Genomic DNA, 17677 nt, shown 5'->3' with positions numbered 1-17677 from the left:
GCCGCCCTGCGTGCGGCGGCGGAGGCCGGCGGGGGCCGCCTGCCCCTGATCGCGGCGGGCGGGATCGACAGCGGGGCCGAGGCCTATGCCCGCATCCGCGCCGGCGCCGCAGCCGTCCAGCTGTACTCCGCCTTGATCTTTGAGGGTCCGGGACTGATCGGGCGCATCAAGCGAGACCTCGCCGCGCGCCTCCGCGCCGACGGTTTTTCCACAGTCGCAGAGGCCGTTTCGGCGGCCCGTTGACGGAGCGTTAGGGCAAGCGGGTCATGATCGCGGGAGGGGCGAATTCGCCCAATCCCGGGGAGCCGCATGGCGCTAGCCAAAGCCGAGATGCCTGCTGACGCGTCCGTCGCCGATCCCGGCGACTGGGCCGGCGCGATCCGTCAGCGGCGCCAGGCGTTGCTGCAGCGGCTCGGCATGGCGTCCGCCAGCGCGCTGATCTTCAGCCCGCTTCTGGGCTGGTCGCTGAGCTTCGCCTGGGTCATCGGCTATTTCATCGTCCAGCTGCTCGACGTGTGGGTTTTCGCCCCGATCGTCAGCGGCAAGGCCGAGCAGCTGCGCGGCGTCCGCCGGGTGGCCGGATGGGTGATGCTGTCCCTGAACGCCGCCTATTTCGGCAGTTTGTCGGTGCCGCTCTGGCTGATGGGCGGCGCCATGGGCGGCATCTGCTCGGTGATGCTGCTGTCCGCCGGCGCCATCTATGCCGTCATCAACGCCCCGCGCTCGACCTCGGTCATGCTGATGACCGCCACGATCCAGTTCCTCTATCTGGCGGCGACGCCGGTGTTCATGGCCATGCACGGCGCCTCCCCGGGCTTCGTCACCGCCGCCGCCATCGCCGTCGGCGTCTTCATCACCTACTGCCTGTCGACCTGGCAGCGGATGAATGAGGCGCGGCTGGCGGAGAGCGCCGCCCGGATCGAGGCCGAGGAGAAGCGCGCCCAGGCCGAGCGCATCATGGCCGGCCGCAGCGCCTTCCTCGCCGCCATCGGCCACGACCTGCGCACGCCGATCAGCGCCATCCTGACCGGCGCGGCGGAGCTGGAGCGCGGCGCGACCGACGCCGCCGCCCGATCGCAGGCGCATCTGATCACCGACGCCGGCTTCATGATGAAGGCGATGCTCGACGACCTGCTGGACCACGCCAAGCTGGACGCCGGCCACATGACCGTCGACCAGGTCGACTTCAACCTGCGCGAACTGCTGAACCAGACCACGCGGCTGTGGCGCGGGCCGGCCCGGGCCAAGGGGCTGAAGCTGCGGGTCGAGGGCGCCGCGTCGATCCCGGCGGCCGTCCGGGGCGACCCGATGCGGGTCCGTCAGGTGCTGAACAACCTGATCTCCAATGCGATGAAATTCACCGAGACGGGGTCGATCACCCTGCGTCTCAACGCCTGGAGCGAGGAGCCCGGCGGCCATGCGGTGCTGATCTCCGTGGAGGACACCGGCCCCGGCATGACGGTCGAACAGGTGGCGCGCCTGTTCACCCCCTTCGACCAGACCATGGCCGGCGTCAGCGCCCAGCATGGCGGCACCGGCCTCGGCCTCGCCATCAGTCGCCAGCTGGCCGAACTGATGGGTGGACGGGTGACCGTCCGCACCCGCCCGGGCGCCGGCGCCAGCTTCACCCTGTCGCTCTCCCTGCTGCAGGGAAAGGCCGTCGCGGCCACCCCCACAACGCTGGATCAGGAGAGCCGCGACGCCGTCGCCCGCGCCCTGTCCGGCCGCATGACCGGTTCGTCGCCGGCGCCGGCGGCGCAGTCGCTGGCCCCGGCGCCCCGGCCGGCCGTCGCGGCGCCCACTGCGGCCCCGATCGCTGAAGCCACGGCCTCCGATGACCTGTCCCCCGAGGCCATCGCCGCCCGCATCCTGGGCCCGGCAGCCGGGCTGACGGACATCGCCGTCACGCCCGAAACCCGGCCCGACCCCGTCATCGAAGACGGCGACACGGACGAAGGCCGGCCGATGCGGGTGCTGGTGGTCGATGATCACGACATCAACCGCCGCGCCATCCAGCTGATCCTGCAGCCGCTGGGCTGCGACATAGCCACCGCCGCCGACGGCATGGCGGCGCTGAAGATCTGCGAGCAGACCGCCTTCGACCTGATCTTCATGGATGTGCGGATGCCCGAGCTGGACGGCCGCGAGACCACCCGCCGCATCCGCGCCGGGAACGGTCCCAACGCCGGCGTGCCGATCATCGCCGTCACGGCGGACACCGCGCAGGAAGACATCGCCGCCTGCACGGCCGCGGGCATGACCTATTTCGTGCCCAAGCCGATCACCCCGCCGATGCTGCTGGGGGCCATCACCCATGTGATGACCATGGCTCAGGCGGACGAGACCCCCGCGGCCGAGACCGTCGCGGCCTGACCGCGGACCTCGGCGACGAGGCCTTCGGCGAAACCGGCGGCCTTCATGCCGCACTCCCAGACCGTGACCACCCGCCAGCCGGCGCGCGCCAGAGCCGTGAGCGTCGCCGCGTCGCGGGCGCGGTTGCGGCTGATCTTGGCGGACCAGTAGTCGGCGTTGGCTTTCGGCTGGCGCGCGCCCCGGGCGCAGTCGTGGCCGTGCCAGAAACAGCCGTGCACGAAGACCGCGACGCGCCGGCCCGGCATCACCAGATCGGGCCGCCCCGGCAGGCCGCGCCCGCCCAGCCGGTAGCCGATTCCCGCCGCGCGCAGGATGCGGCGCACGGCGAGCTCGGGCGTGGTGTCGCGACCCTTCACGGCGCGCATGACGGCGCTGCGCTGTTCGGGGGTGAAGGGGTCGCTCATCCGGTCCTCCCCCGACGGGGGAGGTGGCGCGGCGTGGCTTCGCGCCGTGACGGAGGGGCCGTAAAGCCGCCGCCGGCGCCCCTCCACCCCCCTTCGCCTTCGGCTCCGGGCGGTCCCCCTCCCCCTATGGGGGAGGAGCTCATCCTAGAGCTGCGCCAGCAGGTGCTCGGCCGAGGAGACGCGGAATTCGCCGGGCTGTTCGACGTTCAGCTGGCTGACCACGCCGTCCTTGACGATCATGGAATAGCGCTGCGAGCGCTCGCCCATGCCGAAGCCCTTGGCGTCCATGGACAGGCCCAGCTGGCGGGTGAGGTCGCCGTTGCCGTCGCCCAGCATGACGATCTCGTCCTTGCCGATGCCCTGGCTGTCGGCCCAGGCACCCATGACGAAGGCGTCGTTGACCGAGAGGCAGGCGATGGTGTCGACGCCCTTGGCCGCCAGTTCCTCGCGGTGGTCCTTGAAGCCGGGCAGGTGTTTGGCCGAGCAGGTCGGGGTGAAGGCGCCGGGGACGGCGAACAGGGCCACGGTCTTGCCGGCGAAGATGTCGTCGGTGGTGACGGGCTTGGGGCCGTCGTCGGTGGCGCGGGTCAGGTTGGTCGAGGGGATGCGGTCGCCGATCTGGACGGTCATGGGGCAGGCTCCGGGGGGGTGTGAAGACGTAACGCTGCCGACCAGATAGGCGTTGCCGCGCGGGACGCCAACCACATCGTGTCCGGACGCCGCCTTGCGTCGGTGGGCGGGCGTGCCGATGATAGGATCATGGACGATTTCCAATCCCTCGTCGGGCGGCTGCTGGTGGCCATGCCGGGCATCAGCGACAGCCGGTTCGAGCACGCCGTGATCCTGATCTGCGCCCACCGACCGGATCACGCCATGGGCCTGAGGCTGGACCGGCCCGCGCCGGGGGTGAACCTGAAGAAGGTGCTGACCAAGCTGGCGACCGAGGCCCCCGAGGCCGCGGCGGAGCGGCTGGTGCTGATCGGCGGGCCGGTGGAGCGGGAGCGCGGCTTCGTCCTGCACACCGACGACTGGCTGATCGACGACGCCTCGGTGGCCTTCGCCGAGGGTCTGGCGATGACCGGCACGCGCGAGGCGCTGCTGGCCATGGTGGACCCGGCGTCGGGACCGAACCGGTCGGTGCTGCTGCTGGGCTACGCCGGCTGGGGCGAGGGCCAGCTGGAGGATGAGCTGGGCGAGAACGTCTGGCTGACCGCCGACGCCGATCCGGAGCTGATCTTCGACGCCGACTACGACGGGAAATGGGCCAAGGCGCTGGCGGGGCTGGGGGTCGATCCGGCGCAGCTATCGGGGCAGAGCGGGCGGGCTTAGGCCGACCGCGCCTTGATCGGCGCCGTGCCGTCGGCCAGCGACTCGTTGAGATAGACCTCGGCCTCCTGGGCCGGGAGGGCCTGGGCGTAGCCGAAGCCCTGGCCGTAGTGGCACTGGGCGTCCAGCAGCAGGGCGGCCAGGCCGGCGTTCTCGACGCCCTCGGCGACAACTTCCAGCGACAGGTCGCGGCCCAGGTTGACCACCGATTTGACGATCTTGGCCGAGCCCTCGTCCTTGTCCATGGTCAGAACGAAATAGCGGTCGATCTTGAGCGTATCGAACGGCAGCTTGGCCAGCCAGGTCAGGGAGCTGAAGCCGGTGCCGAAGTCGTCGAGCGCCAGCGAGGCCCCGGCCTCGCGCAGCCGGGTCAGGGTCTCGGCCGCGCGCGAGGTGTCGCGCATGATGTCGCCCTCGGTGACCTCCAGCTTCAGCGCGCCCTTGGGCAGGCCGGCGTCGGCGATGATGCGGGTGACGTCCTCGACCAGATTGGGCCGTTCGATCTCGCCGACCGACAGGTTGACGCTGCAGAACAGCTTGCCCGCCGACGGATGCCGCTTGAGCCATTCGGCCAGCTGGCGCGAGGCCTGGGTCATCATCAGCAGGCCGAGGTCGTTCATCAGGCCCATTTCGTCGGCCAGACCCAGGAATTCGTCGGGCGGGACCAGGCCGCGCTTGGGGTGCCGCCAGCGGGCCAGGGCCTCGAACCCGGCCACGGCGCCGGTCAGCAGGTTGACGATGGGCTGGTAGAACGGCTCGATCTCGCCGCGCACGAAGGCGTTGCGCAGGTCGGCCTCCAGCGCCAGCCGGGACAGGCTGTCGCTCTCCAGCGCCCGACCATAGGCGGCGACGCCGCCGCGGCCCGCGGTCTTGGCCTGTTCGACGGCCAGTTCGACCCGGCGCAGCATCTCGGCGGGGTCCGGCGCGTCGGGCCCGCCCTCGGCCTGGGCCGAGCCGATCGAGACGGTCGGATAGATGTCGAAGCCGGCGACGCGCAGCGGCTGTTCCAGCGCCTCGCGCACCCGTTCGGCGACGGCGCCGGTGCCGCGCGGGGCGAGGACGGCGAACTCGTCCTCGCCGATGCGGGCGGCGTTGGCGTCATGGGCGAAGGCGGCGTTGAGGCGCGACCCGAGGGCGGCGAGGACCAGATCGGTGCGCTCATGGCCGAGCGCCTCGTTGAGGCGGCGCAGGCGGTCGACGTCGGCGACCACCAGCTCATAGTCGCCGGGCTGGGTCAGCTGTTCTCCGGCGCGAACCAGGAAGGTGCGCCGGTCCAGCAGACCGGTCAGCCGGTCAATGTGGGAGGCGGCGAATTTGGTCTCCAGGGCGACCACGCCGGCGGCGCGCAGGCCGTCCTCGAGCCAGACGCCGCGCCAGATGCAGGTTTCGGAGTCGCGCATGCGCAGGCGGACGGCGACCTCGGTCCCCTCCTCCTGCGGCTTGAGAATCTTTTCGGCCAGCGACCGGTCCTGGGGAATGGCCACGGCGGTGAAGGCGGCGCCCGAACACTCCGGCGCGAGGGGGCCGAGCCCCAGCGCCCGGGTCGCGCCGGTGAATCGCATCTGGTCGTCGGACGGGGTCCAGATCCACAGGGCGGTGTCGGCGGCGGCCAGCGCCTCGATGGCTGTCGTCGCGTCCCAGGCCAGACTTCTGGAGCGAGTGTTCAAACGCCTGCAAGTCCCACTGGGACGGCCGGAATCAGCCGCCGCGCCCGGCCCCGTCGTTAACGACGCCGAACAGGAGATGATCTGCCCAAGCGCCGTTAATTTTGAGATAAGCCCGGGCCTGTCCCTCGAGCTGAAAGCCGGTCTTTTCGAGCACACGCCGCGACGCCGTGTTGTCCGGCACACAGGCCGCCTCGACCCGGTGCAGGTTCAGGTCCTCGAAGGCGTAGCCGATCATGGCCCGCACGGCCGCCGTGCCCAGCCCTCGTCCGGCGAATCGCTGGCCGATCCAGTAGCCGAGGGTCCCGGTCTCGGCCACGCCGCGACGGACGTTGGACAGGGTGATGGCGCCCACGAGCGACTGGTCCGAATCGGCGAAGATGAAGAAGGGCCAGGCGTTGCCCGCCTCCATCTCGCGCCCGTAGATCGACAGGCGGCGCTTGAACGCCGGACGGGTCAGGTCGTCCTCGGGCCAGATCGGCTCCCATGGCTGCAGATAGGCGTGCGACGCCTGCCGCAGGGCCGCCCAGGCCTCATGGTCCGATGCGCGCGGCGGACGCAGGGTCACGCCCTGCCCCTTCACCACCGGCCCGGTCGCTTCGTTGATCCAGTCCAGCAGGGCCATGGGCGAACGATAGCGGGCGAGGGATCAGCCGAAAAGGGCTTCCCGGAACGCCGCGCCCGCCGGGGCCGCGGCCTTGGGCCCCAGCACCGCCGTGGCGCAACGGCCGGCGGCCAGCGAGGCGGCGGCGGCGCTCCGCACCGTGTCGACCGTCTGGGCCAGGGTGCGTTCGGACATGGTCTGCGACGGGATCAGGGCCCCGAAGATCAGCACCTGGGCCGCGGCGCGGCCGGCGCGGGCGGCGGGGCTTTCGTCCGACATCCACAGGCCGGCGTTCAGCACCGCCTTGGCGCGGGACAGTTCGGCGGCGGTCGGACCGCCTTCGGCCAAGGCTTTCAGCTCGGCCGCGCAGACCTTCGCCAGTTCGACGGCGCGGTCGGCGGCGGCCCCGGCGTAGATGCCCAGCAGGCCGGCGTCCTCATAGGGCTCGTGATAGGCGTCGATGGCATAGGCCAGGCCGCGCTCCTCGCGGGCGCTCTGGAACAGGCGCGAGGCCATGCCGCCGCCGAGGATCTCGGTCATCAGCCGGGTCGCGGCATAGGCCGGATCCGCCGCCGACGGCGCCGGCAGCTGGAAGACGATATTGGCCTGTTCGATCCGCCGGGTCAGGGCCGCCTCGCCGCCGGTGAACCGGGGCGCGTCGGGCGCCTCGGCCGGGGTCGCGACCTCGTCGCCGAACCAGCGCTCGGCCAGGGCCAGCAGTTCGGTCTCGTCCACCGCGCCCGCAACGGCCACGACCATCCGGTCCGGCGAATACAGACGCGCGCGCCAGTCGCCGATCGTGGCGCGGCTGATCGGCTTGAGGCTGGCCACGCAGCCGAGGATCGGCCGGCCCAGCGGCTGGCCCTCGAAGGCGCGCGTCTGGGCCATTTCGAAGACGTGGTCGTCGGGGGTGTCGAAGGCCTCGGCGATCTCCTGGGCCACGACGTCCTTCTCGCGCTCGATCTCGGCGGGGTCGAGCGTGGGACGGAAGACGAGGTCGGACACCACCTGCATGGCCAGTGGCAGGGAGCCATGCAGGGCGCGGACCTCGAAACTGGTGCGCTCATAGCCAGTCGAGGCGTTCAGCGAGCCGCCCTCGGCCTCGATGCGCTCGACGATCTCGCGCGCGCCCATGTCGCCCGCGCCCTTGAACACCAGATGTTCGAGGCAGTGGGACCAGCCCGAAGTCGCTTCGCTCTCCCATTTCGCCCCGCCGCGCACGGCGACCGTCAGGGCCAGGGTTCGCAGGCCGGGCATGGGATCACAGACGACGCGAACGCCGTTGGACAGGGTGTGGAGGGTTGCGGTCAGGAGGTGAGCCTTCGACGGAGCAGAACGATGTAGAAACCGACCAGCGCCAGCGCCAGCCCGAACCAGGTCAACGCATAGCCGAGATGGTTGTTCGAAAAGGCGGCGGGCGGGGCGGACGGCTGCAGCGCCTGCCATTCCGGATTGGACGAGGTCAGGGCGAACAGGGTGTTCGGATCAGGGTCGGCCACGCCGAGGGCCTCGGCCATGCCCGCCATGTCGCGGGCGAAGAACCGGCCCTTGTCGACGGGCAGGGCCATCGGACCCGGCAGCGGCGTCTCGCGCACCTCGGCCACCACGGGGAAGGACGCCGTCGAGGCCGCGACCGGCGGGCGCGCCGAAATGGTCTCGGCGACAAAGCCACGGTCGATCAGGAAGACCGCCGGAAAGTCGGTCGGGCGGCAGGCGGAGATCAGCCGGACGCCGGGCTGGCCGTCATGGATGGTCTGGAGCTCGACGTAAGGGGCCGTGGCCAGGCCCGGACAGTCGACGGCGACCTTGCGGAAGGCGGGGTCGTGGAGGGCCATCACCGAGGCGAGGTGCGCTGGCGGGAGGTCGGCGGCCGCCTCGGCCTGGTCGATCAGGCCGTTCTTCCACTGCATCCTCTGGGCCTGCCAGACGCCGAGGCCGCACAGCAGGGCAAGGGCCAGAAGGGCGGCGAGGGTCAGGCCGAAGGGAAAGCGGGCGCGTGTGGCCTCAGCTGTCATGGCGCGACTGACCCGACTTGTTGCGCATCTGCAGGGCGATCATCACCCCCTTGCCTGGCCTCATCAGTCCAATGGACAACGCGGCCACCAGAGGCAGGGCGACCACCAGCATGGCCCAGATCGGCGGATTGTACGCGACCTGCACGAACAGGGCGCTGAAGACGACGATGCCGCCGGCGATCTGCATGATGAAGATGGCGGCGCCGTCGCCGGTGTTCAGCCGGGTGAAGTCAAAGCCGCAGGCGGCGCAGCGGTCGACCACCTTGAGGAAGCCCGCGAACAGCGGGCCCTTGCCGCAGTTGGGACAGCGACAAAGAAGTCCGGCGCGGATCGGGTCGATCCGCGCCGGTTGAAGATCAAGCCCTGTGGGGCCGTCCGTCACCCGAAGGTGACGTAGACGAAGGCGAAGAGGAACAGCCAGACCACGTCCACGAAATGCCAGTACCAGGCGGCCGCCTCGAAGCCGAAATGCTTCTGCGGGGTCATCTGGCCGGCCATCAGGCGCAGCAGGCAGACGAGCAGGAAGATGGTGCCGAGCAGGACGTGGAAACCGTGGAAGCCGGTCGCCATGAAGAAGATCGAGCCATAGAGCCCCGAGTTCGCCGCCTCTTCGTTGAAGAACAGGTTCTCGTGGAGAATGTGCTGGTACTCATAGACCTGCACCGCGGTGAACAGGGCGCCGAGCAGGACGGTGATGATCAGGCCGGTCCGGGCCGCCTTGCGGTCGCCGACCTGCAGCGCATGGTGGGCCCAGGTCACCGTCGTGCCGCTGAGCAGCAGGATGACGGTGTTCAGCAGCGGCAGCTGCCAGGCGTCGAGGGTCTCGATGCCCTTGGGCGGCCAGGTGGACCAGGCGCCGGCCGTATCCGCCCAGTTGCTGATCTCGGGAATATGGGCGCGGGCCTCGTTGAAGACCGCCATCTCGAAGAACATCCAGAAGAAGGCGGCGAAGAACATCACCTCCGAGGCGATGAACAGGATCATGCCGTAGCGCAGGCCGACCGAGACGACCGGCGTGTGGTCGCCGCCGTGGCTTTCCTTGATCACATCAGCCCACCAGCCGAACGCCGAGACCAGCACACCGGCGAGACCGGCGAAGAACAGGGCCGCCTTTCCCTCGGAAAGCAGGGCCGCGGCGATCGGATCGCCATCGGCGGGCGCGATGCCCTTCATCCACACCACCGCGCCGATCATCATGATCGTGGTCGCGATCGAGGCGATCAGCGGCCAGGGGCTGGGGTTCACCAAGTGATAGTCGTGATGCGGAGTGGCGTGGGCGTCGGCCATCTGGGTCTCTTGCAACAGTCGAGAGTCGTGTGAGGCAGGCTATAGCGTCGGCTATCCCGCCGCGCCAGTGGGCGAACCGGCGTTTGCGGCCTGATCGAACCCCTTGGTCGGGTAGAAGGTGTAGCTGAGGGTGATTTCCTCGACGCCGCGGCTCTCGCGATCGGTCGCCATTTCGGGCGCCACGAAATACTGGACCGGGAATTTCATAGTCTGGCCGGGCTGGATGGTCTGACCCTCGAAGCAGAAACACTGCAGCTTCTGAAAATAGGGTCCGGCCCGCTCCGGCACGACATTGTAGGACGCGGTCGCCTGGATCGGGGCGTCGGAGGTGTTTGTCACGTCGAAATAGGCGATGCCCGTCTCGCCGATTCGCACGCGCTGGGTCACCTGTTCGGCCCGGAAGGTCATGGGCAGGCCGCGCACATTGGTGTCGAAGCGGATCAGCACCGTCTGGTCCAGCTGAACATCCGGCGCCGCGTCGGCCTTCATGACCGTGCCGTTGAAACCGGTGACCTGGCAGAACATGCGGTACAGGGGCACGGCGGCGAAGGCCGCGCCGGTCATGAACATCACGCCGAGGACGCAGGCGATGGCTGCCACGGCGTTGGCGGTGGGCTTTTTCATCGGGTGTATTCGACCGGCTGGCCGGCCGCGATGGCGTCCTTGCGGGCGTCGATGTTGCGCTTGAGATTCAGCACCGTGACGGTGAACACCAGCACGATGAAGGCGACCAGCGCCCCGGCAATCGCCAAGTTGCGCTTGTTGCGGGCTTGCAGCTCTTCGGCGGTCAGGCGGCGCATGGTCTTACAGTCCGGAAAGGGCGGTGATGCTCTCGACCAGCAGGGCCGCGAACAATGCCATCAGATACAGGATCGAGAAGGCGAACAGATTGCGCGCCGGTTTGGCCTCGGCGCGGACATCATACAATGCGGCCTCTCGTCCCACGGCTTCCGCCTTGTCGGGCTGATCGCCGGCGCGGCTGCGCCACAGTCGCACGGCGAGGAACAGGAAGCCGAGGCCGCCCGTGATCGACACCGCCAGATAGATCAGGCCCCCGAGACCGACCAGGCCGGGAGCGATGGCCACCGGCACGAAGACCAGGCTGTAGATCAGGATCTGCAGGCGGGTGCTCTTCGCCCCGCGCGCCACCGGCATCATCGGAATGCCCGCCCGGGCGTAGTCGCCGGCCGAATACAGGGCCAGGGCCCAGCTGTGCGGCGGCGTCCACAGGAAGATGATCAGGAACAGCAGCCAGGCCTGCCACGGGGCGTCACCCGTCGCCGCGGCCCAGCCGATCACCGGCGGGAAGGCTCCGGCCGCGCCGCCGATGACGATGTTCTGGGGCGTCCGCCGCTTGAGCAGCTGGGTGTAGAGGACGGCGTAGTAGACGATGGTCATCAGCAGCAGGCCGCCGGCCAGCCAGTTGGTCGTCATGCCCAGCAGCATGACCGAGAACCCCGACAGGATGACGCCGAAGGTCAGGGCGTCGTTCCGGTTGACCCGCCCCGCCGCCACCGGCCGGCCGCGCGTGCGCCGCATCAGGGCGTCCGTCTCGCCCTCGAGGGCCATATTCAGGGCCCCCGCCGCCCCGGCGCCGACGGCGATGCACAGGACGGCGATGGCCGCCGACAGCCAGTCGAGGTCGCCCCCCGCCACGACCAGACCGGTCACGGCGGTGAAGATGACCAGCGACATGACGCGCGGCTTCAGCAGCTGGAAGAAGTCGTCCGGCTGGGCCGTCGAGATCGCGGGCTGGGGGGCGGTTTCGGTCATCGCGCTTTCAAAAACCCAGAGGCCGCCCCTTCGGATGAAAGAGCGGCCCCGTGTGTCAGTTCCGGTCTGGCCGGCCCTAGTGGTCGTCGCTCTTGACCACCGGCAGTTCGTTGAACTGGTGGTGCGGCGGCGGCGAGGACAGGGTCCACTCCAAGGTCGTGGCGCCTTCGCCCCACGGATTGGCGACGCCCGGACGACGGCGGATGGCGGCCTCGGCCAGCATGATCAGGAAGACCAGCACGCCGACGGCGGTGATGACATAACCGACCGACGAGACGTAGTTCCAGTAGGCATAGCCATCCGAATAGTCGACGTAGCGGCGCGGCATGCCCTGCAGGCCCAGGAAATGCTGCGGGAAGAACACCAGGTTCACCCCGATGAACATGATCCAGAAATGCATGCAGCCGAGGAACTCGTTGTACTTCACGCCGAACATCTTCTCGAACCAGTAGTAGAAGCCCGCGAAGATGGCGAAGACGGCGCCCAGCGACAGCACATAGTGGAAGTGGGCCACGACGTAATAGGTGTCGTGCAGGCTGTAATCGATGCCGGCGTTGGCGAGGACCACGCCGGTCACGCCGCCGACGGTGAACAGGAAGATGAAGCCGATCGCCCACAGCATGGGCGTCTTGAAGCTGATCGAGCCGCCCCACATGGTGGCGAGCCAGCTGAAGATCTTCACGCCCGTGGGCACGGCGATGATCATGGTCGCGGCGATGAAATAGGCGCGCAGGTTCACGCCCATGCCCACCGTGTACATGTGGTGCGCCCAGACGATGAAGCCGACGAAGCCGATGGCGACCATGGCGTAGGCCATGGCGAGATAGCCGAAGATCGGCTTCTTCGAGAAGGTCGAGACGATGTGGCTGATGATGCCGAAGCCCGGCAGGATCAGGATGTAGACCTCGGGGTGGCCGAAGAACCAGAACAGGTGCTGGAACATGACGGGGTCGCCGCCGCCGGCCGGGTCGAAGAAGCTGGTGCCGAAGTTGCGGTCGGCCAGCAGCATGGTGATGGCGCCGGCCAGGACGGGCAGCGACAGCAGCAGCAGGAAGGCGGTGATCAGCACCGACCATGCGAACAGCGGCATGCGGTGGATGGTCATCCCCGGGGCGCGCATGTTGAAGATGGTGGTGATGAAGTTGATCGCGCCGAGGATCGAGCTGGCGCCCGCGACGTGCAGCGAGAAGATGGCCAGGTCCATGGCCGGTCCCGGATGGCCCATCGTCGACAGGGGCGGATAGATGGTCCAGCCGCCGCCGAAGCCGAGGCCGCCGCCGGGCTCGCCCGGGACGAACATCGACAGGATCAACAGCACCCAGGCCGCGACCAGCAGCCAGAACGAGATGTTGTTCATGCGCGGGAAGGCCATGTCCGGCGCGCCGATCATGATCGGCACGAACCAGTTGCCGAAGCCGCCGATCATCGCCGGCATGACCATGAAGAAGATCATGATCAGGGCGTGGCCGGTGACCACGACGTTATAGCCGTGTTTGGTGGCCTCGATCAGACCCAGCTGGTCGAGCAGCGAGCCTTCCATGAAGACCTGGATGCCCGGCTGGGCCAGTTCCCAGCGAATCAGGCCGGACAGGGCGCCGCCGACCAGGCCCGCCATGATGGCGAACAGCAGGTAGAGGGTGCCGATGTCCTTGTGATTGGTCGACAGGAACCAGCGGGTGAAGAAACCCGGCTTGTGGTCATGATGCCCGTCGTGGTCGTGGGCGAGGTTTTCGGCTGCGGTGGCCATAGCTGTGGGGCTCTCGCGGTTCGTTACTGGGCGGCCGGAGCGACGGCGGGAGCCGTAGCGGGCGCAGCGGGTTGGGCGGGGGCGGCGACCGGGACAGCCGCATCGGCGGCGGTCGGGGCGCCGGTGGTTCCGGCGGCGATCTGGGCGGCGGTGCCGCCCGGCGCCTGTTCCGGCGTGCGGGGCGTCATCGAACCGCCCTTGGAGGCGACCCAGGTCTCGAACTCGGCCTGGGTGACGACATTGATCTGGATCGGCATGAAGGCGTGGTCGACGCCGCACAGTTCCGAGCACTGGCCGTAGAAGGTGCCGACGCGGTCGGCGCGGAACCAGGTCTCGTTGACGCGACCGGGGACAGCGTCGGTCTTCAGGCCGAACGCCGGCAGGGCGAAGGCGTGGATGACGTCGGTGGCCGTGACCAGAACCCGCACCGTCTTGCCGACCGGCACCACGATCGGCTCGTCGGCCGCGAGACGGTACAGGCTGTGCGGCATGCCGCGGGCGGCGATCTCGTCTTCCGGAAGCATGTTGGAGATGTATTCGCCGATGCCCTGGTCCGGGTACTCATAGGCCCAGTTCCACTGGTTGCCCGTGGCCTTCACGGTCAGGTCCGGCGTCGGCATGTCGTGATAGGCGAACAGCAGTCGGAACGAGAACAGCGAGATGCCCACCAGGATCAGCACCGGCAGGACAGTCCAGATCACCTCGACCAGGGTGTTGTGGCTCCACTTGGCCGGAACCGGGTTGGCCTTCTTGTTGTAGCGGACGCAGATCCAGACGATCAGCCCCAGCACCAGCAAGGTGATGAAGGTGATGACCGGCATCAGGATGACGTCGTGGAAGAAGGTCGCCTCGACCTTCAGCGGCGAGGCCGACGGCTGCAGCCCGATACCCCGGTCAGTCGGTTGACCGACCAGCGGAGCCGCCCACGTTGGCGTGGCGGAGAAAACGGCCAGGCTCAGGGCGGTGATTCCACCGCCGACGATCGCCCGGGCCCGCGTGCCCATCCCCATGCGAGATATCCTCATAAAACCGTTTCGCCGCAATTATTTGCGAGCAAATCGCAAATATGCGCCGGGACCCGGCGGTCCGCGGCGGTACTTCGGGCGGTCCATATCGCCCCCTCCCGCGATTGCCAAGCGATTGCCGCCGGATTGAACGCCGCAGGACACTCCGTCGCTGGATTAAATCTCCGTCATGTTATGACAGCTACCTTGCGTCACCAGATACCTTGCGATACGTCTTGGCCATCACAAGGAGGGCCGACGGTGCCTGAAACCATCGAGATACAGCTGAAGAAGGGGGTGCTGACGCTTTGCGTTCTGGCCCTGCTGAACCGGCGTGACAGCTATGCCTATGAGATCGCCTCGACCCTGTCGGACGCGATCGACATGGGCGAAGGGACCATCTACCCGCTGATGCGGCGGATGCAGTCCGACGGGCAGGTCGAGACCTATCTGGTCGAATCGGCGTCCGGGCCCTCGCGCAAATATTATCGCCTGACCGACGCCGGCCGACGGGCGCTCGACGCCCAGACGACCGAGTGGCGCGCCTTCGCCCGCGCGGTCGAAACTGTCCTGGACGGTCCGGCGCAACACGCCGCGCCCGCCCGGACCACCGACGACGTGACCGCTGAAAGGGGAGCTGAACAATGACCCGCGCCGAATTCATGGGCCGGTTGAGGCGAGGACTGGTCGGCATGCCCGCCGCCGCCGCCGCCGAGATCGCCGCCGACTACGAGATCCATTTCGAGGACGGGCTCGCCGCCGGCCGCTCCGAGGCCGAGGTGGCCGCGGCGCTCGGCGACCCCGACCGCCTTGCCCGCGAACTGAGGGCCGAAGCCGGCGCCCAGCGCTGGCATCAGGAGAAGAACCCTTCGGCCGCGGCCGGCGCCATCTTCGCCGTGCTCGGACTGGGCGCCATCGATATCCTGTTCCTGCTGCCCATCCTGATGAGCCTGGCCATGACGCTGTTCGGCTTCTTCATGGCCGCGATCGGCGTCTTCATCGGCGGCGGCGCCATCATGGTCGCCGGACCCTTCGCCGGCTTCCCCGGCGGAGTCGCCGCGGCGATCCTGGCCGGACTCGGCCTCATGGCCGGCGCCACAGCCCTGGCCGCCCTGACGGCGATCGCCACCATCTGGCTGGTCAACGGCGTGGTCTGGTTCGCCCGTCTTCACTACCGGCTGCTCAAGCCGGCCCTCGACCCCCAGCCGCAATATCAGGCGTAGGAGACTGAGATGATCAAAACGCTCTTCATCATCGCGGGTGCCGGCGTCGTGCTGGCGACCGCCTCCCTCGCCGGGGCCGCGGCCCTCGCCGGCGGCGACCTCAAGCACAATGACTGGACCTGGTCCGTGGACGAGGATGACGCCGGCGGGGACAATTTCCGCATGCGGCGTGGTCGCGGCGAACCCGACGTCACCCGCACCCTGGCCTGGACCGGCGGCGACCGCCTGCAGATCGAGGTCCCGGGCGAGGTCGTCTATGTCCAGGGCGCCGCCCCGGGCGTGGTGGTCACCGGGCCGAAGGATCTCGCCGACCGCATCCGAATCGTCGGCGACCGACTGACCCTCGACGGCGACGACCACAATGAACACGGCTATATTCGCTGGACCGGCAACGGTTTCCGCGTCTGGAGCGCCGACGAGCAGCTGAAGGTCACCGTCACCGCCCCGGCGGTCACCAGTTTCGATGTGGTCGGTTCCTCGGACGTGACCATCCGCGACTACGACCAGCCGGCGCTGAACCTGATCCTGTCAGGCTCGGGCGACGTCACGGCCAGCGGTTTGGCGCGGACGGTCCAGATCGATGTCTCGGGCTCGGGCGACGCTGACCTGGCCGCCATGGCCACAGTCGATGCCGATGTCCGGGTGTCGGGCTCGGGCGATGTCCGGGTCGGTCCGACCGGCAAGGCGACAGTGGATGTCTCCGGCTCCGGCGACGTCGATCTGACCCGCCGCGCGACCGAGGTCCGGCGCACGCTTTCCGGCTCCGGCGACATCGACGAGAGCTGACCCGGTGACGCGGGGACGGTCAGCCCCTACTTAGGCTGGATGACCGTCCCCGTTTCCCTCCCCGCGATTCTCGATTCCGCCGACGTCGGCTCCGATGAAGCCCTGTCCATCCTCCAGCAGGCCCTGACCGGGGCGGATGACGGCGAACTGTTCCTCGAACGGTCCGAGCTCGAATCACTCGTCTTCGACGACGGGCGGCTGAAATCCGCCGCCTATGACGCCTCCGAGGGTTTCGGCCTGCGGGTGGTGGCCGGCGAGACGGCCGGCTACGCCCACGCCAATGAGATCAGCGGTCCCGCCATTCGCCGCGCCGCCCACAGCGCGGGCCTGGCCCGATCCGGTCATGCCGGCGTCACCGCCGAGGCGCCGCGGGCGACCAATCAGCAACTCTACGCCGCCGTCGATCCTCTCGCCTCGCCCGCCTTCTCCGACAAGATCGCCCTGTTGAGCGAGATCGACGCCTGGGCCCGGGCGCGCGATCCGCGTGTGGTGCAGGTGTCCGCCTCCATGGTGGGCGAGCGGCGCCATATCGAGATCCTGCGCGGCGACGGCCGGCGCGTCACCGACATCCGGCCGCTGGTCCGGCTGAACGTCTCCATCACCGTCGAGAAGGACGGCCGGCGCGAGAGCGCCTCGTCCGGCGCCGGCGGCCGGGCCGGGTTCGAGACCTGGATCGCGCCCGATCGCTGGCAAGGACAGGTCGACGAGGCCCTGCGCCAGGCGCTGGTCAATCTGGAGGCCGTCGACTGCCCCGCCGGCGAGATGGATGTGGTGCTGGGCGCCGGCTGGCCTGGCGTGCTGCTGCACGAGGCCATCGGTCACGGCTTCGAGGGCGATTTCCACCGCAAGGGCAGTTCGGTCTTCACCGGCATGATGGGCAAACGCGTCGCCGCGCCCGGCGTGACCGTGGTCGACGACGGCTCCATCAGCGGCCGCCGCGGCTCGCTGTCGGTCGATGACGAGGGCACGCCGACGTCGCGCACCGTGCTGATCGAGGACGGGATCATGGTCGGGCTGATGCATGACCGGCTGTCGGCGCGTCAGCTGGGCGCCCGGGCCACCGGCAACGGCCGCCGCCAGTCCTTCGCCCACATGCCGATGCCGCGCATGACCAACACCTTCATGGAGGGCGGCAAGGATTCGCGGGCCGACATGATCGCCTCGACCAAACGCGGCCTCTACGCGGCCAATTTCGGCGGCGGCCAGGTCGATATCACCAACGGGAAATTCGTCTTCCAGTGCACCGAGGCCTACCTCATCGAGGACGGGAAGATCACCGCGCCGGTGCGCGGCGCGACCCTGATCGGCGACGGCGCCACGGCTCTCCAACAGGTTCAGATGATCGGCGACGACTTCGCCTTCGACCCCGGCGTCGGCGTCTGCGGCAAGGGCGGCCAGGGCGTGCCGGTGGGAATCGGCCAGCCGTCGTTGAAGATTGCCGGGCTGACGGTCGGGGGAACGGCGGTCTGAG

Annotated in this window: 19 protein-coding genes and 1 pseudogene; 7 read left to right on the top strand and 13 right to left on the bottom strand. The window is 69.0% G+C overall.

Annotated features, from left to right (window positions below; translation table 11 throughout):
• Together B2742_RS04665 and B2742_RS04660 are read left to right on the top strand one after the other, a co-directional pair.
• A pseudogene (locus B2742_RS04665) lies at positions 1-243 on the top strand (dihydroorotate dehydrogenase (quinone)); the annotation flags it as partial.
• Positions 244-309: 66 nt separating this feature from the next.
• Positions 310-2373, top strand: coding sequence for an ATP-binding protein (locus B2742_RS04660; RefSeq protein ID WP_292063528.1), 2064 nt, complete (start codon positions 310-312; stop codon positions 2371-2373).
• Here B2742_RS04660 and B2742_RS04655 read toward each other — a convergent pair.
• Complete coding sequence (locus B2742_RS04655; RefSeq protein ID WP_292063526.1) at positions 2331-2777, bottom strand: very short patch repair endonuclease; 447 nt, start codon at positions 2775-2777, stop codon at positions 2331-2333. The two genes, B2742_RS04660 and B2742_RS04655, sit on opposite strands and share 43 nt — an antisense overlap.
• Positions 2778-2921: 144 nt before the next feature.
• A complete protein-coding gene (locus tag B2742_RS04650; protein ID WP_292063524.1) occupies positions 2922-3407 on the bottom strand; it encodes a peroxiredoxin in 486 nt (161 codons plus the stop codon).
• Between the two features lie 129 nt (positions 3408-3536).
• On the opposite strand from B2742_RS04650, the gene B2742_RS04645 reads away from it, so the two are divergent.
• Positions 3537-4106, top strand: a complete 570-nt coding sequence (locus tag B2742_RS04645) for a YqgE/AlgH family protein (protein ID WP_292063520.1) — start codon at positions 3537-3539, stop codon at positions 4104-4106.
• On the opposite strand, the gene B2742_RS04640 is transcribed toward B2742_RS04645, so the two are convergent.
• From B2742_RS04640 to coxB, 11 genes are all read right to left on the bottom strand, one after another.
• Entirely contained in the window at positions 4103-5770 is a 1668-nt protein-coding gene (locus tag B2742_RS04640) for a putative bifunctional diguanylate cyclase/phosphodiesterase (RefSeq protein ID WP_292063516.1), read from the bottom strand. The two genes, B2742_RS04645 and B2742_RS04640, sit on opposite strands and share 4 nt — an antisense overlap.
• Before the next feature lie 31 nt (positions 5771-5801).
• A complete protein-coding gene (locus tag B2742_RS04635) occupies positions 5802-6392 on the bottom strand; it encodes a GNAT family N-acetyltransferase (protein ID WP_292063513.1) in 591 nt (196 codons plus the stop codon).
• A 24-nt stretch (positions 6393-6416) separates the two neighbouring features.
• On the bottom strand, positions 6417-7628 hold the full coding sequence (locus B2742_RS04630; RefSeq protein WP_292063511.1) for a M16 family metallopeptidase: 1212 nt from the start codon (positions 7626-7628) through the stop codon (positions 6417-6419).
• Between the two features lie 50 nt (positions 7629-7678).
• The gene (locus tag B2742_RS04625) at positions 7679-8386 is read right to left on the bottom strand and encodes an SURF1 family protein (RefSeq protein ID WP_292063507.1); all 708 of its coding nucleotides are present in this window, start codon (positions 8384-8386) and stop codon (positions 7679-7681) included.
• Positions 8376-8768, bottom strand: coding sequence for a DUF983 domain-containing protein (locus B2742_RS04620; RefSeq protein WP_292063505.1), 393 nt, complete (start codon positions 8766-8768; stop codon positions 8376-8378). Before B2742_RS04620 ends, B2742_RS04625 begins: the two co-directional genes overlap by 11 nt.
• The gene (locus B2742_RS04615; protein WP_292063503.1) at positions 8765-9673 is read right to left on the bottom strand and encodes a cytochrome c oxidase subunit 3; all 909 of its coding nucleotides are present in this window, start codon (positions 9671-9673) and stop codon (positions 8765-8767) included. The genes B2742_RS04620 and B2742_RS04615 overlap by 4 nt, the downstream gene beginning before the upstream one ends.
• 51 nt (positions 9674-9724) lie before the next feature.
• Complete coding sequence (locus B2742_RS04610) at positions 9725-10297, bottom strand: cytochrome c oxidase assembly protein (RefSeq protein ID WP_292063501.1); 573 nt, start codon at positions 10295-10297, stop codon at positions 9725-9727.
• Positions 10294-10473 carry a hypothetical protein gene (locus B2742_RS04605; RefSeq protein ID WP_292063499.1) on the bottom strand — a complete coding sequence of 60 codons (180 nt, stop codon included), beginning with the start codon at positions 10471-10473 and terminating at the stop codon, positions 10294-10296. The genes B2742_RS04610 and B2742_RS04605 overlap by 4 nt, the downstream gene beginning before the upstream one ends.
• 4 nt (positions 10474-10477) lie before the next feature.
• The gene (cyoE, locus tag B2742_RS04600) at positions 10478-11446 is read right to left on the bottom strand and encodes a heme o synthase (RefSeq protein ID WP_292063497.1); all 969 of its coding nucleotides are present in this window, start codon (positions 11444-11446) and stop codon (positions 10478-10480) included.
• Positions 11447-11522: 76 nt separating this feature from the next.
• Positions 11523-13193 (bottom strand): cytochrome c oxidase subunit I, encoded by a 1671-nt coding sequence (gene ctaD / locus B2742_RS04595; protein ID WP_292063495.1) that lies wholly within the window; start codon positions 13191-13193, stop codon positions 11523-11525.
• A 23-nt stretch (positions 13194-13216) separates the two neighbouring features.
• Entirely contained in the window at positions 13217-14203 is a 987-nt protein-coding gene (coxB, locus tag B2742_RS04590) for a cytochrome c oxidase subunit II (protein WP_292063493.1), read from the bottom strand.
• A gap of 255 nt (positions 14204-14458) precedes the next feature.
• Between coxB and B2742_RS04585 the strand changes: the two genes are divergently transcribed.
• The 4 genes from B2742_RS04585 to tldD are packed head-to-tail and all read left to right on the top strand — an operon-like array spanning position 14459 to position 17676.
• Positions 14459-14845 carry a PadR family transcriptional regulator gene (locus B2742_RS04585; RefSeq protein WP_292063491.1) on the top strand — a complete coding sequence of 129 codons (387 nt, stop codon included), beginning with the start codon at positions 14459-14461 and terminating at the stop codon, positions 14843-14845.
• The gene (locus B2742_RS04580) at positions 14842-15420 is read left to right on the top strand and encodes a DUF1700 domain-containing protein (protein WP_292063490.1); all 579 of its coding nucleotides are present in this window, start codon (positions 14842-14844) and stop codon (positions 15418-15420) included. The genes B2742_RS04585 and B2742_RS04580 overlap by 4 nt, the downstream gene beginning before the upstream one ends.
• Before the next feature lie 9 nt (positions 15421-15429).
• Positions 15430-16206 (top strand): GIN domain-containing protein, encoded by a 777-nt coding sequence (locus tag B2742_RS04575; protein WP_292063488.1) that lies wholly within the window; start codon positions 15430-15432, stop codon positions 16204-16206.
• A gap of 39 nt (positions 16207-16245) precedes the next feature.
• A complete protein-coding gene (gene tldD, locus B2742_RS04570; protein WP_292063487.1) occupies positions 16246-17676 on the top strand; it encodes a metalloprotease TldD in 1431 nt (476 codons plus the stop codon).
• Position 17677 lies beyond the last annotated feature (1 nt).

This window comes from Brevundimonas sp. UBA7664, from assembly GCF_002483305.1.
Lineage (GTDB): Bacteria > Pseudomonadota > Alphaproteobacteria > Caulobacterales > Caulobacteraceae > Brevundimonas.
The sequence above is the reverse complement of the archived record's forward strand: the minus strand, read 5'-3'. Positions and strand labels throughout refer to the sequence as shown.

Coding starts and splice junctions, on each gene's coding strand:
- B2742_RS04625 (WP_292063507.1), bottom strand. CDS start 8,386: ATGACAGCTGAGGCCACACGCGCCCGCTTTCCCTTCGGCCTGACCCTC.
- B2742_RS04615 (WP_292063503.1), bottom strand. CDS start 9,673: ATGGCCGACGCCCACGCCACTCCGCATCACGACTATCACTTGGTGAAC.
- coxB (WP_292063493.1), bottom strand. CDS start 14,203: ATGGGGATGGGCACGCGGGCCCGGGCGATCGTCGGCGGTGGAATCACC.
- tldD (WP_292063487.1), top strand. CDS start 16,246: ATGACCGTCCCCGTTTCCCTCCCCGCGATTCTCGATTCCGCCGACGTC.
- B2742_RS04655 (WP_292063526.1), bottom strand. CDS start 2,777: ATGAGCGACCCCTTCACCCCCGAACAGCGCAGCGCCGTCATGCGCGCC.
- B2742_RS04650 (WP_292063524.1), bottom strand. CDS start 3,407: ATGACCGTCCAGATCGGCGACCGCATCCCCTCGACCAACCTGACCCGC.
- ctaD (WP_292063495.1), bottom strand. CDS start 13,193: ATGGCCACCGCAGCCGAAAACCTCGCCCACGACCACGACGGGCATCAT.
- cyoE (WP_292063497.1), bottom strand. CDS start 11,446: ATGACCGAAACCGCCCCCCAGCCCGCGATCTCGACGGCCCAGCCGGAC.
- B2742_RS04605 (WP_292063499.1), bottom strand. CDS start 10,473: ATGCGCCGCCTGACCGCCGAAGAGCTGCAAGCCCGCAACAAGCGCAAC.
- B2742_RS04660 (WP_292063528.1), top strand. CDS start 310: ATGGCGCTAGCCAAAGCCGAGATGCCTGCTGACGCGTCCGTCGCCGAT.
- B2742_RS04635 (WP_292063513.1), bottom strand. CDS start 6,392: ATGGCCCTGCTGGACTGGATCAACGAAGCGACCGGGCCGGTGGTGAAG.
- B2742_RS04645 (WP_292063520.1), top strand. CDS start 3,537: ATGGACGATTTCCAATCCCTCGTCGGGCGGCTGCTGGTGGCCATGCCG.
- B2742_RS04575 (WP_292063488.1), top strand. CDS start 15,430: ATGATCAAAACGCTCTTCATCATCGCGGGTGCCGGCGTCGTGCTGGCG.
- B2742_RS04580 (WP_292063490.1), top strand. CDS start 14,842: ATGACCCGCGCCGAATTCATGGGCCGGTTGAGGCGAGGACTGGTCGGC.
- B2742_RS04630 (WP_292063511.1), bottom strand. CDS start 7,628: ATGCCCGGCCTGCGAACCCTGGCCCTGACGGTCGCCGTGCGCGGCGGG.
- B2742_RS04610 (WP_292063501.1), bottom strand. CDS start 10,297: ATGAAAAAGCCCACCGCCAACGCCGTGGCAGCCATCGCCTGCGTCCTC.